We start from the raw sequence: 14,168 nt of genomic DNA, 5'->3' as shown, positions 1-14,168 counted from the left end.
GACAGGATTCGCGGGACATGGCTGAACTGCACTTCTTCACGGGCACGATGGACTCCGGCAAGTCGACGCTGGCGCTCCAGACCAACCACAACCACGCCGCCCGCGGACGCGTCGGCCGGATCTTCACGACCCACGACCGGTCCGGGCAGGCGGTGCTGTCCAGCCGCCTGGGCCTGACCCACGAGGCCCTCGAGGTCGACGCCGGCTTCGACTTCTGGGCCTACGTCGTCGACACGCTCACGCGCGGCGGGCGGATCGACTACCTCATCTGCGACGAGGCCCAGTTCTACGCGGCCGAGCAGATCGACCAGCTGGCCAAGGTCGTCGACGAGCTGCAGATCGACGTGTTCGCGTTCGGCATCCTCACCGACTTCCGCTCCCAGCTCTTCCCCGGGAGCGCGCGGCTCGTCGAGCTCGCCGACCGGATGAACGTGCTCCAGGTCGAGGCGCTGTGCTGGTGCGGCAAGCGCGCCACCCACAACGCCCGCACCGAGAACGGCGCGATGGTCGTCGAGGGCGAGGTCATCGTGGTCGGCGACGTCGACCAGGTCGACGAGCCGCCGGGCGGCCCCCACGAGGTGGCCTACGAGGTGCTGTGCCGCCAGCACCACCGCCGCCGGCTCACCGCGGCCCGCGCCAAGGCCGTGTCCCTCGCCCCCGAGCCGCTCCCCTTCGGCTGACCGCGACTCAGCCGACGAGGATGGGGATCAACATCTCGGTCGAGGTGAGCGAGCCGTGGAGCCCGACCAGGGTGTCCTCGTAGGCGAAGTCGCGGGTGGACATCACGGCGGTGTCACCGTGGCAGGCGACCATCACGTCACCCAGGCGCGGCCGCACACCGGGCGACACCGCACCGAACCAGCCACGCTCGGTCGCCTCCTCACGCGTCAGCACGGTGGCCCGGTCCCCCAGCACCTCGCGCCAGGTGGCCGCCACGTCGGCCACGGCGCCGGCGGCGCAGTAGAGGTGGCGGAAGCGCGCCTCGCCGCCGAGCAGCGCGATCCCGTCGCGCATCCCGTCGACCTCGTCGACGTCGACACGGGCATCGCGGGGGCTGTCGACCATCCCGTGGTCGGCGACGACCAGCAGTCGGGTCGAGGCCGGCAGCGCCTCCCGCAGCTGCTCGGCCTCGGCGTCGACCATGGCCAGCTGCTGCAGCCACTGGGTCGAGGCCACGCCGAACTTGTGGCCGGTCCAGTCCAGGTCCGAGTCGTAGACGTAGGTCAGCGACGGCTGGTCCGCCGAGGCGGCGACGGTGGCGGCGATCCGCTCGCCGACGCGGTCGGCCCCGACGTACGTCGCCCCGCGCTGCGAGGCGAGCGTCAGGCCGGACCCGTCGAAGTCGCGCTTGTTCACCGCCGTGACGTGGACGCCGGCGTGGGCCAGCCGTCCGAGCGCCGTCGGGTGCGGCTGCCACTCGAGCGGGTCGACTCCTGCGTCCCACCACAGGTGGTTGAGCAGCCGGTCGGTGCCCGGGATGCGGGCGGTGAAGCCGACGAGCCCGTGCGCGCCCGGCACCAGACCGGTGCCGAGCGAGGTGAGCGAGGTGGCCGTCGTCGAGGGCACCCCGGCCGTCCCGGTGGCACCGCCCTCGACGAGGGACGACAGGTAGGGCGCCGCGTGGGCGTAGCGGGTGAGCAGCTCCGCCCCCATCCCGTCGACGAGGAAGACGACGTACGACGGCGCGGGCGGGAGCTCGAGACCGGCCGGGTGCCCGGGCAGCTCGACACCGAGCGCGCGGGCGACGGAGGGCACGACGTCGGCGAGCGAGCGGTCGCCGTAGGCCGGCGGGGTGAAGGCCTGTGTCATCCGCGGGTGCGGGCGGAGAGCGCCTCCGCGAAGCCGAGCAGGCCGGCGACGGCGTCGGCGCCCTCGGCGGCCGCCGACACGCGCAGCGTGTAGTCGTCACCGGCCAGGGTGCCGGTGTAGCCGTGGTCGGCGTCGCAGTTGGGGTCCGAGCACGCCGCGGGCTCGAGGTCGAGGCGCCCGACGCCGCCCCACCCGATCGTCAGCACGGCCTCGGCCGGCGGGGCGACGCCCTTGGTCGGGTTGGCCACCATCCGGGTCACGACCACGGTCCGGATGGAGGTCAGGGTGACGGCCTCGGTGGTGGTCGAGGTGTAGGGCTCGGGCAGCAGGTCGTCGCCGGGGTGCTCGTCGGTGTGCGCGATGACCAGCCGGGTGGGCGTCAGCAGCAGCGCCGTGAGGTGCCGTCGTACCTCCTCGTGGTCGAACGTCGTCTCGTGGTGGACGAAGTAGGACACGACCTCCTCGCCGCCCGCCGCGGAGAAGACGCCGTCGGCGACGACCTCGGGGTAGTAGCCGGTGCGGTGGATCGCCTTGCGGAGGTCATGGGAGACGTCCGCGTCACGGGTGGAGCGGGGCATGGTGGCAGTCTGTCACGCCGGGCTCAGTCCGGCAGGGTGTCCCCGGGCATCGTGCTCAGCCGACGCACGAACCAGTCGGACCTGGGGTCCTTCACCGGCTCGACGCGCACGTTGGCACCGAGGACCGTGGCGCTCTCCGCCCCGGCCAGGACGAGCGGCAGCTGCAGCGCCCGCACCTGCGGCAGGTCGTGCTGGAGCTGTGCCACCTGGCGCACCAGCCGCTCGATCTCCGCGACGTCGACGATCTCGCTGCCCCGGTAGCCGAAGAGCAGCGGCGACGCCTTGATCTCGCGCACCATGTCCTGGGCGTCGTGGTCGGCGAGCGGCGGGATCCGGAACGACCGGTCCCCCAGCAGCTCGGTGAGCGGGCCGCCGATCCCGAAGGACAGGACCGGGCCGAAGAGCGGGTCCTCCATCGTCGCGATCGTGACGGGCACCCCGGGAGGCGCGTTGCGCTGCACGACGAACCCGGCGTTGTCGGGGTCGGTGATCAGGCTGGTGAGCGAGCGCCAGGCCTGCGCCATCTCCTCGGGGTTGTCGATGTTGCGCCACACGTGGGCCAGGTCGGGCCGGTCGCGCAGGTGGTCGGCGGTCGCCTTGAGCACCACGTCCCAGCCCAGGGCCTCGCCCGCGGTGGTGGCCTCGTCGAGCGTGGCGACGGCGTAGGTGTCCCACAGGTCGATGCCGTAGGCGGTGAGCAGGCGGTACTGCTCGTCGAAGTCGAGGTCGCGGCCCTCGGGGTGCCGCATGAGGACCTCGTTGACGAGGTGGCGGGCGGCGTCGAGGTCGTTGACGCCCGGGTCGACGAGGGGCGCCTGCGGCACGCGCAGCCACACGGCGTACTCGACGACGCGCGCCAGCGCCCGCACCGCGGCCTCGACAGCGGGGTACGACGGCACCGACCCGCGGCCGGCGCTGGACCCGGCGACGTCGGGCACGCGCAGCAGCTCGGGAACGCCCTCGGTGCCGAGGAAGGTCGACACGATGGGCTTGTCGGACTGCTCGCCCACCGCCGCGAGCACGTTGGCGACGTCCTCGCGGGCTCCCGCCACGTTGAGCGGCGGGATGAAGATCGCGACGACCGCGTCGACCTCCGGGTCGTCGATGGCGGCGTCGAGGGCGTCCTCGAAGTCCTCCGCGGTGGCGTCCGCGCCGAGGGCTTCCTGGCGGTTGACCACGAGACCGACGCCGTTCGCAGCATCGGCGGCGAGCAGGCCCAGGGCGTCGGAGTTGCCGACGATCGCGACCCGGCGCCCGCGCGGCAGCGGCTGGTGGGCCAGCAGCTGGGCGACGTCGAACATCTCCTCCAGCGACTCGACCTGGATGATCCCGGCCTGGCGGAACATCGCGTCGACGGCCTCGCCCGGCGCCCCGATCTTGCGCACCGCGTGACCCATCGGCACGCCCTGGGAGCTGCGGCCCGACCGCACCGCGACGATCGGCTTGCGCCGGCTCACGCGGCGGGCGATGCGCGAGAACTTGCGCGGGTTCCCGATCGACTCGAGGTAGAGCAGCACGACCTCGGTGGCGTCGTCCTCCTCCCAGTACTGCAGGAGGTCGTTGCCCGACACGTCGGCGCGGTTGCCGGCGCTGACGAACGTGGTCAGGCCCAGTCCGCGGTTCTGCACCTTCTCCAGGATGGCCGATCCGAGCGCACCCGACTGGCAGAAGAAGCCCGCGCGGCCGCGCGGCGGCATCACCGAGGACAGCGAGGCGTTGAGCTGCACGTCGGGGTCCGTGTTGATGATGCCGAGCGCGTTGGGCCCGATCAGGCGGAGGCCGTAGGAGCGGGAGAGCCCGACCAGGCGGCGCTGCCGCATGCGGCCCTCCTCGCCGGTCTCGGCGAAGCCGGACGAGATCACGACTAGGCCGTGGACGCCCTTGGCGGCGCAGTCGAGGACGACGTCCTGGACCGACTCGGCGGGCACGGCCACGATCGCCACGTCCACCTCGCCCGGGATGTCGCCCACCGACTTCCACGCCGGCATGCCCGACACCGAGTCGGCGCTCGGGTTGACCACGTGGATGCGGCCGGTGAAGTTGCCGAGGACGAGGTGGCGTACGAGCGCGCGCCCGATGGTGTCCTGACGGCGGCTCGCGCCGATGATCGCGACCGACCTGGGTGAGAAGAAGCGCTCGATCGACGCGTACTCGGCACGGTGCTCCCGCTGCTCCATGACGCCGAGCGCGGTGTCGGTCGGGTCGATCCGGAACACCAGCTCCATCACGCCGTCCTCGAACGTGCTCTTCACCTGGTAGCCGGCGTCCTTGAAGGTGTGGATCATCGCCTGGTTGTCCGGCAGGACCTCGGCGACGAACTCCTCGATGCCCCGCTCGCGTCCTGCCTGGGCGAGGTGCTCGAGCAGGAGCTGGCCGATCCCGCGGCCCTGGTGCTTGTCCTCGACGAGGAACGCGACCTCGGCGTAGCCGGGCCGGATCATGTCGTAGCGGCCGACCGCGATCATCTGCCCGGCCACGGTGAGGATCATCGCCACGCGGTCGCGGTGGTCCACCTGGGTGAACCGGTCGAGGTCGCGCTCGGAGAGCTCCGGCATCGGCGAGAAGAACCGGTAGTACTTCGACTGCTCCGAGACCCGGCTGTAGAACTCGACCAGCAGCTCCCGGTCCTCGGGCTGGATCGGACGGATGTGGGCCGTGCGCCCGTCGCGCAGCAGGACGTCCGCCTCCCAGTGCCGGGGCGGACGCGTCGTACGCACCTCGTCTGCGGCGGCGTCCGTCTCGGTCACGACTGCAATCTATCCGGCCCGGCCCCCTCGGCGTGCCCCCCGTGGTCCGGGAGCGGGCACCGGGGACAATGACGCCATGGCACGACGTACGAAGCAGGAGCCCCTCCCGGACGACTTCGAGGAGCACATCCTCGACACCGACATCCGCGACGAGATGCAGACGTCGTTCCTCGAGTACGCCTACTCGGTCATCTACTCCCGCGCACTGCCCGACGCGCGCGACGGCCTCAAGCCGGTGCAGCGGCGGATCCTCTACACGATGGACGACATGTCATTGCGGCCCGACCGCGGTCACGTCAAGAGCGCCCGCGTCGTCGGTGAGGTCATGGGCCGGCTGCACCCGCACGGCGACGGGGCGATCTACGACGCGCTGGTCCGGATGGCGCAGCCGTGGTCCATGCGGCTGCGCACGGTCGACGGCCACGGCAACTTCGGCTCGCCGGACGACTCCCCCGCCGCCATGCGCTACACGGAGTGCCGGATGGCACCCGCCGCGGTGGCGATGACCGCCTCCATCGACGAGGACACCGTTGACTTCAAGCCCAACTACGACTCACGGGAGATGGAGCCGGTCGTCCTGCCGGCCGCCATCCCCCACCTCCTGGTCAACGGCTCGGCCGGCATCGCGGTCGGCATGGCCACCAACATCGCCCCGCACAACCTCGTCGAGGTCGTCCAGGCGCTCAAGCACCTGATCACCCACCCGAAGGCGTCCCTGGACGACCTGATGCGGTTCGTGCCCGGGCCCGACCTGCCGACCGGCGGCAAGATCGTCGGCCTCGACGGTATCCGCGACGCCTACGAGAGTGGCCGTGGCACGTTCAAGATGCGTGCCACCGCCCGGATCGAGTCGGTGACCGCACGGCGCAAGGGCATCGTCGTCACCGAGCTGCCCTACGGCGTCGGCACCGAGCGCGTGATGGACCAGATCAAGAAGCTCGTGCTCGCCAAGAAGCTGCAGGGCATCGCCGACATCAAGGACCTCAGCGACCGCGAGCACGGCCTCCGCCTGGTCATCGAGATCAAGAACGGCTTCGTCCCCGAGGCGATCCTGGAGCAGCTCTACCGCCAGACGGCGCTGGAGGACTCGTTCGGCATCAACGCCGTCGCGCTGGTCGACGGCCAGCCGCGCACGCTCGGCCTCAAGGAGATGCTCGAGGTCTTCCTCGGCCACCGCTTCGACGTCGTACGCCGTCGTTCCACGTTCCGCCGCCAGAAGGCCGCGGACCGGCTGCACCTCGTCGACGGCCTGCTCGTCGCGATCCTCGACATCGACGAGGTCATCCAGGTCATCCGCGGCTCCGACAACGCCGCCGCGGCCAAGGAGCGCCTGATCTCGGTCTTCGACCTCTCCGAGGTCCAGGCCGACTACATCCTCGACATGCCGTTGCGCCGCCTGACGAAGTTCAGCAGGCTCGAGCTGGAGAAGGAGAAGAGCGAGCTCGAGCGCACGATCGAGTACCTCGACGCGATCCTGGCCGACGAGAAGCTGCTCCGGAAGGTCGTCTCCGACGAGCTGACCGAGGTCGCCAAGGAGCACGGCACCCCGCGCCGCACGGTCCTGCTCGGCGCCGCGCCCGCCGTCACGGCGGCCGTGGCCTCGGTCGAGGTCGCCGACGAGCCCTGCTACGTCCTCCTCTCCTCCACCGGGCTCCTCGCCCGCACCCGCGATGCCGAGCCCCCGGGCTCCGGCGGCGACCGGGCCAACCACGACGTCGCCGTCTCGGTGGTGCGCACCACCAAGCGCGGGGAGATCGGCGTGGTCACCAGCCGCGGCCGGGTGATGCGGCTCTCCGTGCTCGACCTGAGCAACGCGGAGCTGCCACCCACCGCCAACGACCCCAACCTCCAGGGCACCCTCCCGCTCAGCGAGATGCTCGCCCTCGATCCGGGCGAGCGGGCCCTGGCCCTCACCTCGCTGCCCACCGACGGCCCCGGGCTCGCCCTCGGCACGCGCGACGGCGTCGTCAAGCGGGTCAACCCCGAGGTCCTCAACCGCGACGAGTGGGAGGTCATCGGCCTCAAGGACGACGACGAGGTCGTCGGGGCGGTCGAGCTCGTCACCGGCGACGAGGAGCTGTGCTTCATCTCCTCCGACGCCCAGCTGCTCCACTTCCCCGCCTCGGGCGTACGACCGCAGGGTCGCTCCGGCGGGGGCATGGCCGGCATCAAGCTCGGCGAGGGCCAGCGGGTCGCGTTCTTCGGCGCCTTCGTCCCCGAGGATGCCGTCGTCGTCACCGCCTCCGGCTCCTCCACGGCCCTGCCCGGCACCGAGGCCGGAGCCGTCAAGGTGACCCCGTTCAGCGAGTACCCCGGCAAGGGCCGCGCGACCGGCGGCGTGCGCAGCCACCGGTTCCTCAAGGGAGAGGACACCCTGGTCACCGCCTGGGCCGGTCCGGGCCCGGCCCGCGCCGCCGCCTCGAGCGGCGCGCCCGTCGACCTGCCCGAGGCCAACGGCCGGCGTGACGGCTCCGGTGTCCCGGCGCCGCAGCCCATCGCCGCCGTGGCCTCACCGGTGTCCGCCCAGGTCGCGACCCGAGCGGCCGCTGCGGGCGCGGGCGACGGTGGGGCAGCCGCCCCTGTGGAAGGCTGAGGGCATGCTCGCTCGCGCCCGCACCTCCGGTCGACTCGCCACGACGCTCACCGCTGTCGTGCTCGCCCTCCCGGCCCTGTCCGCCTGCTCCGGCGCCGACGGGGCCAGTGGCGAGGGCGACGAGGGCCCGACGCCCGAGGAGGTGCTCGACGAGGCGGCCACGACCCTCACGGAGACGAGTGGCGTCGACCTCACGCTCTCCACGCCCTCGCTTCCCGACGGGGTCTCCGGCATCACCAGGGCCACCGGAACGATCACGCAGGCCCCCGCCTTCGACGGCTCGATCACCGTGGTGTTCGCCGGCCAGACCGTCGACGTACCCGTGGTCGCCGTCGACGACACGGTCTACGCCCAGCTGCCGTTCACCCCGGGCTGGAACAAGGTCAACCCCAAGGAGTACGGCGCCCCCGACCCGTCCAACCTCATCGGGGACGACGGCTTCGCCGGGCTGCTGGGCCTCACCGAGTCGCCCGAGGCCGGCGAGAGCGTGCGCGGCGGGGCGGACAACTCCGAGATCCTCACCACCTACTCCGGCACGGTCCCCGGAGACGCGATGGACGCCATCATCCCCTCGTCGTCCGGTGACACCTTCGACGTGGAGTGGCAGGTCAGCGACGCCGGCGAGCTGCGCAAGGCCACGCTCACGGGCGTCTTCTACCCGCGCGCCGAGCCGATGACCTACACCGTCGACTTCGCCGACTACGGCACCGAGAAGGACATCACCGCGCCGTGAGCACCGCCACGGGCGAGGCCGCGGTGTCCCGCACCTCGCGGGCGCTGCTCGCCATGGCGGCCGTGGCCGTCGCCTTCGCGGCGGCCGACACCTACGTCGTGGTCCTCGCACTCCCGGACATGATGACCGGGGTCGGGGTGCCGATCGACCAGCTGCAGCGAGCAGCCCCGATCGTCAGCGGCTTCCTCCTCGGCTACGTCGCGATGCTCCCGCTCATCGGCCGCATCGCCGACCTGCGCGGGCGGGTGCCCGTGCTGGTGATGGCGCTCGTGCTGTTCGCCCTCGGCTCGCTCATCACCACGGTCGCCTACGACATGCCCAGCATCGTCGCCGGCCGCTTCCTCCAGGGCGTGGGCGGCGGTGGCCTGGTGCCGGCCACGCTGGCGCTGGTGGCCGACCTCTACCCCGTCGAGCGCCGCGGCGTCCCGCTGGGCGTGGTCTCCGCGGTCCAGGAGATCGGGTCGGTGCTGGGTCCGCTCTTCGGTGCGGCGGTCCTCGCCGTCGCCGACTGGCGCGCGATCTTCGCGATCAACCTCGCCGTCGGTCTGGTGCTCGCCGCCGCCATCCGCGCCCTCGCACCGCACCACGACCGGGCGTCCCGCTCCGGCGGACGGCGGCCCGACCTCATCGGCCTGCTGCTGGTCACGGTGACCCTCGTGTGCGCCGCGGTGGTCTTCCTGCGCCCCGCGTCGCTGATGCGCGACCTGACGTGGGGGCAGCTGTTCATCCCCTTCGCCGGCGATGGGCGCTGGCTCACCCCGATCGGCGCCGCCACCGTCGTCACGTTCGTGCTGCTGCTGGCGTGGTGCTGGTTCGCGCCCCGCCCGCTGCTCGACCTGCGCGGCTGGACCCGCGTGCTCGTCGACGCGGACCTGGTCGGCGCGCTGCTGCTCGCGGCGGTCCTCGGCGGGGTGATCCTGGCCTTCGCCACCGCCGACCCCAAGGTCGAGGTGTTCTCCCCCCAGGGCCGGTGGTACCTCCTCGGCGCGGTCGTCGCGGCCGTGGCCTTCACCTGGCACCTCCGCCGCGCCGCCAGCCCGCTCGTGCCCCGCGGCGCGCTGCGTCGTACGCCGGCGTGGGGAGCGCTGCTGGTCAGCTTCTTCGTCGGCGCCGCGCTGATCGCCGCCCTGATCGACATCCCGCTCTTCGCCCGCACCACCGTCTACCCCGACGACCAGCTGCCGGCCGCCCTCGTGCTCGTCCGCTTCCTGCTGGCCCTGCCCGTCGGTGCCGTGGCCGGCGGCTACGTCATCCGCTACCTCTCCCCAGGCTTGGTCACCGCCGGCGGGATGCTGCTCGCCGCCACCGGCTTCGTGCTGATGACGCGCTGGGGGCTCACCACCATCGAGGAGCCGGTCGCCAACGTCGCGCTCGTCACGGGCGGGCTCGGCTTCGGACTGGCCCTGGCCCCGGTCAACGCCGCCCTGCTCGCCTTCACCGACGACGACGTGCACGGCGTCGCGAGCGCATTCGTCGTGGTCGCCCGGATGGTCGGCATGCTCGTGGGCATCTCCGCGCTCACCACGATCGGGCTGCGCCGCTACTACTCCGAGCAGCTGGCCGTGCCCCCGGTGCAGGAGGTGTGCGACGGCAAGAGCCGGTGCAAGGAGTTCTCCGACCTCCTCCGGGTCGCGGGCATCGCCCAGGAGCACGCCGTCTTCTGGGGAGCGGCGGGGTGCGCGGTCGTCGCCGCCGTCCTGGCCCTCGTGCTGTTCCGCGAGGTGCGCCCCACCCGGCTCGCAGCGCGGGACGTCTTCACCGGGCATGCCTGAGGGGCGCTAACCTGCCGGGCGTGAGCGACTTCGACGACCTGTTGCAGGCCAACCGCGCGTTCGCGGACTCCTTCGACCTCGGCGGCTTCGACGGCAAGGCCCATGCCGGCATCGCCCTCGTGACCTGCATGGACTCGCGCATCGACCCGCTGGGCATGCTCGGGCTCCGGCACGGCGACGCCAAGATCTTCCGCAACCCCGGGGCGCGCGTGACGCCGCAGGCCCTCGAGGCGCTGGTCCTCGGTGTGCACCTGCTCAACGTGCAGCGCATCCTCGTGGTGCCCCACACCCGCTGCGCGATGGCCTCGGCCTCCGAGCAGGAGCTGCGGGACAAGGTGGGCGAGTCGGCGGGCGTCGACGCGAGCTGGCAGTCCTTCGGGGTCGTCACCGACCAGCTCGAGCAGCTGAGCCAGGACGTCGCCAAGGTGCGCGCCCACCCGCTCATCGGCGAGCGCGCCAAGGTCGGCGGCTTCCTCTACGACGTCGACTCCGGGATCCTCACCCAGCACGCCTGAGGCGCCCTTTCCTCGGCGCTGGTCGGGCGCGCAGCTCGACCAGCATAGGCAGTTCGGGAGGCTGCTTGCAGAGACCACGCTCGACCAGCTGCTGGCACGAGCGAACTGCCTACGTTGAACGGGCCGAGCCGTGCACCATGAAGGCAGTTGGTTGGCCTGGCGCCGGGTCTCACGCTCGGCGCCGCCCGGCCCGCGACGAACTGCCTGCATGGTGCTCGCCCGTCACGCGTCCAGCGTCTCCACGTCGACCTCGTAGGCGCCCTGCACGATGAACTCCTTGCGCGGGGCGACGTCGGACCCCATCAGCAGGTCGAAGACCTTGCTCGCCTCGTCGACGTCGTCGATGGTGAGCTTGCGCAGCGTGCGGTGGCGGGGGTCCATGGTCGTCTCGGCCAGCTGGTCGGCGTCCATCTCGCCGAGGCCCTTGTAGCGCTGGACCGGGTCCTTCCAGCGGACGTTCTTCTTCTTGAGCTCGGCCAGCTTGCGCTGCAGCTCGTCGTCGGAATAGGTGTAGATGTACTTGTCCATCCCCTTCTTGGGGTTGGACAGCTCGATGCGGTGCAGCGGCGGCACGGCCGAGAAGAGCCGTCCGTCGCGCACCAGCTCGGGCATGTACTTGAAGAACAGCGTGGCCAGCAGGCACCGGATGTGGGCACCGTCGGAGTCGGCGTCAGCCATCAGGATGATCCGGCCGTAGCGAGCCGCCTCGAGGTCGAACGTACGGCCGGAGCCGGCGCCGACGACCTGGATGATCGAGGCGCACTCGGCGTTCTTCAGCATGTCGCCGACGGTGGCCTTCTGGACGTTGAGGATCTTGCCGCGGATCGGGAGCAGCGCCTGGAACTCGCTGCTCCGGGCGGCCTTCGCCGTGCCCATCGCCGAGTCGCCCTCGACGATGAACAGCTCGGTGCGCTCGGTGTCGGTGCTGCGGCAGTCGAAGAGCTTGGCCGGCAGCGCGGAGGACTCCAGCGCGTTCTTGCGGCGCTGGTTCTCCTTGTGCTGGCGTGCGGCCAGCCGGGTCTTCGACGCCCCCGCGACCTTCTCCATGAGCAGCTTGGCCTGCGCCTTCTCGGCCCGCTTGGTCGAGGTGAGGAACGCCTTGAGCTCGCCGGCCACGACCTTGCGCACGACGCTGCGCGCGGCCGGCGTGCCGAGGATCTCCTTGGTCTGGCCCTCGAACTGAGGCTCCGCGAGCCGCACGGTCACCACCGCGGTCAGGCCCTCGAGCACGTCGTCCTTGATGACATCGGTGTCGGCGGCCTTCAGCACCTTCGCGGCGCGCATGGCGTCGTTGAAGGTCTTGGTCAGGGCGGCCTCGAAGCCGCTGACGTGGGTGCCGCCCTTCGGCGTCGCGATCACGTTGACGAACGAGCGCAGCTCGGTGTCGTACGCCGTGTCCCACCGCACCGCGACGTCGACGGTGAGCTCGCGCTCGACCTCCTGCGGCGTCATGTGGCCCTTGTCGTCGAGCAGGGGCACCGTCTCGGTGAAGGTGTCGGTGCCCTGCAGGCGCAGGATGTCGGTGACCGGCTCGCCGTGGGAGAGGAACTCGACGAACTCCGCGATGCCGCCGTCGTGACGGAACTTCTCCTCGACCATCTCGTCGGTGCGCTGGTCGCGGATGACGAGCTCGAGGCCCGGGACGATGTACGACGTCTGGCGGGCGCGGCCGATGAGGCCGTCCATCTCGAACCGGGCGTCCTTGGTGAAGATCTGCCGGTCGGGCCAGAAGCGGATCCGCGTGCCCGTCTTCCCCTTCGCCACGCGCTTGCCCTTGCGGGACAGACCGGACGTGGGGGTGAAGGACGCTCCGGGTCCGTCGCCGTCGAAGACGCCCGGCACCCCGCGCTGGAAGGACAGGCCCTGCTGGGAGGGCGAGCGGTCGACGTCGATGTCCATGCGGGCGGAGAGCGCGTTGACCACCGACAGGCCGACGCCGTGCAGACCGCCGGTGGCGACGTAGGAGCCACCGCCGAACTTGCCGCCGGCGTGCAGCTTGGTGGCCACGACCTCGACGCCCGACAGCCCGGTCTTGGGCTCCTTGTCGGTCGGGATGCCGCGCCCGTCGTCGTACACCTCGACGGAGCCGTCGTCGTGGAGCGTCACCTCGACGCGGTGCGCGACACCGGCCAGTGCCTCGTCCACGCCGTTGTCGATGATCTCCCAGAGGCAGTGCATCAGCCCGCGCGTGTCGGTCGAGCCGATGTACATGCCCGGTCGCTTGCGAACCGCGTCGAGCCCCTCGAGGACGAGGAGGTGTGCGGCGTTGTAGGTGTTGTCCGATGGTGCTGCCACAAGGGAAGAACCTACCTGCGACACGCCGGGCGCCGACGGAGGCACGCCTGCCTCGCGCCGCGCATGGGCCGGGCTAGCGTGGGGCACCTGACAGGTATCGCTTCTGCAACGGCTCGTCCACGCTTGAGGACAACGCCAGCGCGGAAGAGTGTGACGTGATTGACTTCAGGAGTCTCGATCCGGAAGCACCAGCGGGGAATCTTTGTCCGACTGGCTACGTTGGGCCAGACACCGATGAACAGAAATGAGGCTGACGTGACCACTGCCACCGCACCCACCCAGGCCGTCCTCACGGCTGGTGACCGCTGCGACCGCTGCGGCGCCCAGGCCTACCTGCGGGTGGAGCTCCAGACCGGCGGCGAGCTGCTGTTCTGCGCCCACCACGCCCGCGAGCACGGCGAGAAGCTCCGCGAGGTCGCCGCGACCGTCCACGACGAGACCCACAAGCTGGACACGCCCGCCGCAGGCAGCGAGGCCTGAGACAGACCCCACCCACCCACCGACTCCCGAACGGCCCCGGACACGCTCTCCGGGGCCGTTCTGCGTCCGCGTCCGGCTGGTGGGCGGCGTCTGGGAGGCTGAGACCGTGACCCCCCTCGAGATCCTCGTCGCCCTCGCGATCGCCGTCGGCATCGCGGGCATCATCGTCCCCGTCCTGCCGGGGACGATCCTCGTGCTCGGCGCGATCCTGGTGTGGGCCCTCGACATCGGCACGTCGACCGCCTGGGCCGTCCTGGGGGTCAGCGCGGTGCTCCTCGTCGGCGGGTCGGTCGTGAAGTACCTCGTCCCCGGCCGGCGGCTCAAGGCCTCCGGAGTGCCGACGCGGACCCTCCTCGCGGGTGGCCTGCTCGCGTTCGCCGGCTTCTTCGTGGTCCCCGTCATCGGGATGTTCATCGGTTTCGTCCTCGGCGTCTACCTCGCCGAGCGGGCCCGCGTCGGCGGTGCACTCGCGTGGCCCTCGACCAAGGGCGCCCTGCACGCCGTGGCCACGTCGATCCTGATCGAGCTCGTCGCCGCCTTCCTCGCCGCCGTGGTGTGGGCCGCCGGCGTCGCGGCCACCTGAACCACCGACACCCGCTCGAGTTCGCAGATACCGGTCCAGACCACCTCGTTCTGTTGCTAGGGT

11 protein-coding genes are annotated in these 14,168 nt (G+C 71.6%); 7 read left to right on the top strand and 4 right to left on the bottom strand.

Going from position 1 to position 14,168, the window contains the following annotated elements; genetic code table 11:
• Positions 1-17: 17 nt before the first annotated feature.
• Entirely contained in the window at positions 18-680 is a 663-nt protein-coding gene (locus HOO61_RS17925; protein WP_172260897.1) for a thymidine kinase, read from the top strand.
• Positions 681-687: 7 nt separating this feature from the next.
• On the opposite strand, the gene HOO61_RS17920 is transcribed toward HOO61_RS17925, so the two are convergent.
• The 3 genes from HOO61_RS17920 to HOO61_RS17910 are packed head-to-tail and all read right to left on the bottom strand — an operon-like array spanning position 688 to position 5,134.
• Positions 688-1,809: an alkaline phosphatase family protein gene (locus HOO61_RS17920; RefSeq protein WP_172260895.1), complete on the bottom strand. Its 1,122-nt coding sequence runs from the start codon at positions 1,807-1,809 to the stop codon at positions 688-690.
• Positions 1,806-2,387, bottom strand: coding sequence for a DUF5998 family protein (locus HOO61_RS17915; RefSeq protein WP_172260893.1), 582 nt, complete (start codon positions 2,385-2,387; stop codon positions 1,806-1,808). The genes HOO61_RS17920 and HOO61_RS17915 overlap by 4 nt, the downstream gene beginning before the upstream one ends.
• Before the next feature lie 23 nt (positions 2,388-2,410).
• Complete coding sequence (locus HOO61_RS17910; RefSeq protein ID WP_367650235.1) at positions 2,411-5,134, bottom strand: GNAT family N-acetyltransferase; 2,724 nt, start codon at positions 5,132-5,134, stop codon at positions 2,411-2,413.
• Positions 5,135-5,210: 76 nt separating this feature from the next.
• Here HOO61_RS17910 and HOO61_RS17905 point away from each other — a divergent pair, with 76 nt between their 5' ends.
• The 4 genes from HOO61_RS17905 to HOO61_RS17890 are packed head-to-tail and all read left to right on the top strand — an operon-like array spanning position 5,211 to position 10,747.
• Complete coding sequence (locus HOO61_RS17905) at positions 5,211-7,727, top strand: DNA topoisomerase (ATP-hydrolyzing) subunit A (protein ID WP_172260891.1); 2,517 nt, start codon at positions 5,211-5,213, stop codon at positions 7,725-7,727.
• Positions 7,728-7,731: 4 nt separating this feature from the next.
• Positions 7,732-8,460: an LppX_LprAFG lipoprotein gene (locus tag HOO61_RS17900; protein WP_172260889.1), complete on the top strand. Its 729-nt coding sequence runs from the start codon at positions 7,732-7,734 to the stop codon at positions 8,458-8,460.
• On the top strand, positions 8,457-10,232 hold the full coding sequence (locus HOO61_RS17895; protein WP_367650234.1) for an MFS transporter: 1,776 nt from the start codon (positions 8,457-8,459) through the stop codon (positions 10,230-10,232). Before HOO61_RS17900 ends, HOO61_RS17895 begins: the two co-directional genes overlap by 4 nt.
• A 20-nt stretch (positions 10,233-10,252) precedes the next feature.
• Positions 10,253-10,747, top strand: coding sequence for a beta-class carbonic anhydrase (locus HOO61_RS17890; RefSeq protein ID WP_367650233.1), 495 nt, complete (start codon positions 10,253-10,255; stop codon positions 10,745-10,747).
• Positions 10,748-10,969: 222 nt separating this feature from the next.
• Here the strand turns inward: HOO61_RS17890 and HOO61_RS17885 are convergent, their stop codons facing one another.
• Positions 10,970-13,042, bottom strand: coding sequence for a type IIA DNA topoisomerase subunit B (locus tag HOO61_RS17885; protein WP_367650232.1), 2,073 nt, complete (start codon positions 13,040-13,042; stop codon positions 10,970-10,972).
• 234 nt (positions 13,043-13,276) lie between these two features.
• On the opposite strand from HOO61_RS17885, the gene HOO61_RS17880 reads away from it, so the two are divergent.
• Together HOO61_RS17880 and HOO61_RS17875 are read left to right on the top strand one after the other, a co-directional pair.
• On the top strand, positions 13,277-13,522 hold the full coding sequence (locus HOO61_RS17880) for a hypothetical protein (protein ID WP_216659052.1): 246 nt from the start codon (positions 13,277-13,279) through the stop codon (positions 13,520-13,522).
• A gap of 106 nt (positions 13,523-13,628) precedes the next feature.
• Positions 13,629-14,105 carry a DUF456 domain-containing protein gene (locus HOO61_RS17875; protein WP_172260883.1) on the top strand — a complete coding sequence of 159 codons (477 nt, stop codon included), beginning with the start codon at positions 13,629-13,631 and terminating at the stop codon, positions 14,103-14,105.
• Positions 14,106-14,168 lie beyond the last annotated feature (63 nt).

This window comes from Nocardioides sp. zg-1230 (assembly GCF_013155335.1).
GTDB lineage: Bacteria > Actinomycetota > Actinomycetes > Propionibacteriales > Nocardioidaceae > Nocardioides.
Note: the sequence above shows the minus strand (reverse complement) of the source record. Positions and strands in the feature narration are given on the sequence as shown.

Bases quoted from the DNA above. Each gene is read 5' to 3' on its own strand.
- HOO61_RS17925 (WP_172260897.1), top strand. From the start codon at position 18: ATGGCTGAACTGCACTTCTTCACGGGCACGATGGACTCCGGCAAGTCG.
- HOO61_RS17920 (WP_172260895.1), bottom strand. From the start codon at position 1,809: ATGACACAGGCCTTCACCCCGCCGGCCTACGGCGACCGCTCGCTCGCC.
- HOO61_RS17915 (WP_172260893.1), bottom strand. From the start codon at position 2,387: ATGCCCCGCTCCACCCGTGACGCGGACGTCTCCCATGACCTCCGCAAG.
- HOO61_RS17905 (WP_172260891.1), top strand. From the start codon at position 5,211: ATGGCACGACGTACGAAGCAGGAGCCCCTCCCGGACGACTTCGAGGAG.
- HOO61_RS17900 (WP_172260889.1), top strand. From the start codon at position 7,732: ATGCTCGCTCGCGCCCGCACCTCCGGTCGACTCGCCACGACGCTCACC.
- HOO61_RS17880 (WP_216659052.1), top strand. From the start codon at position 13,277: ATGAACAGAAATGAGGCTGACGTGACCACTGCCACCGCACCCACCCAG.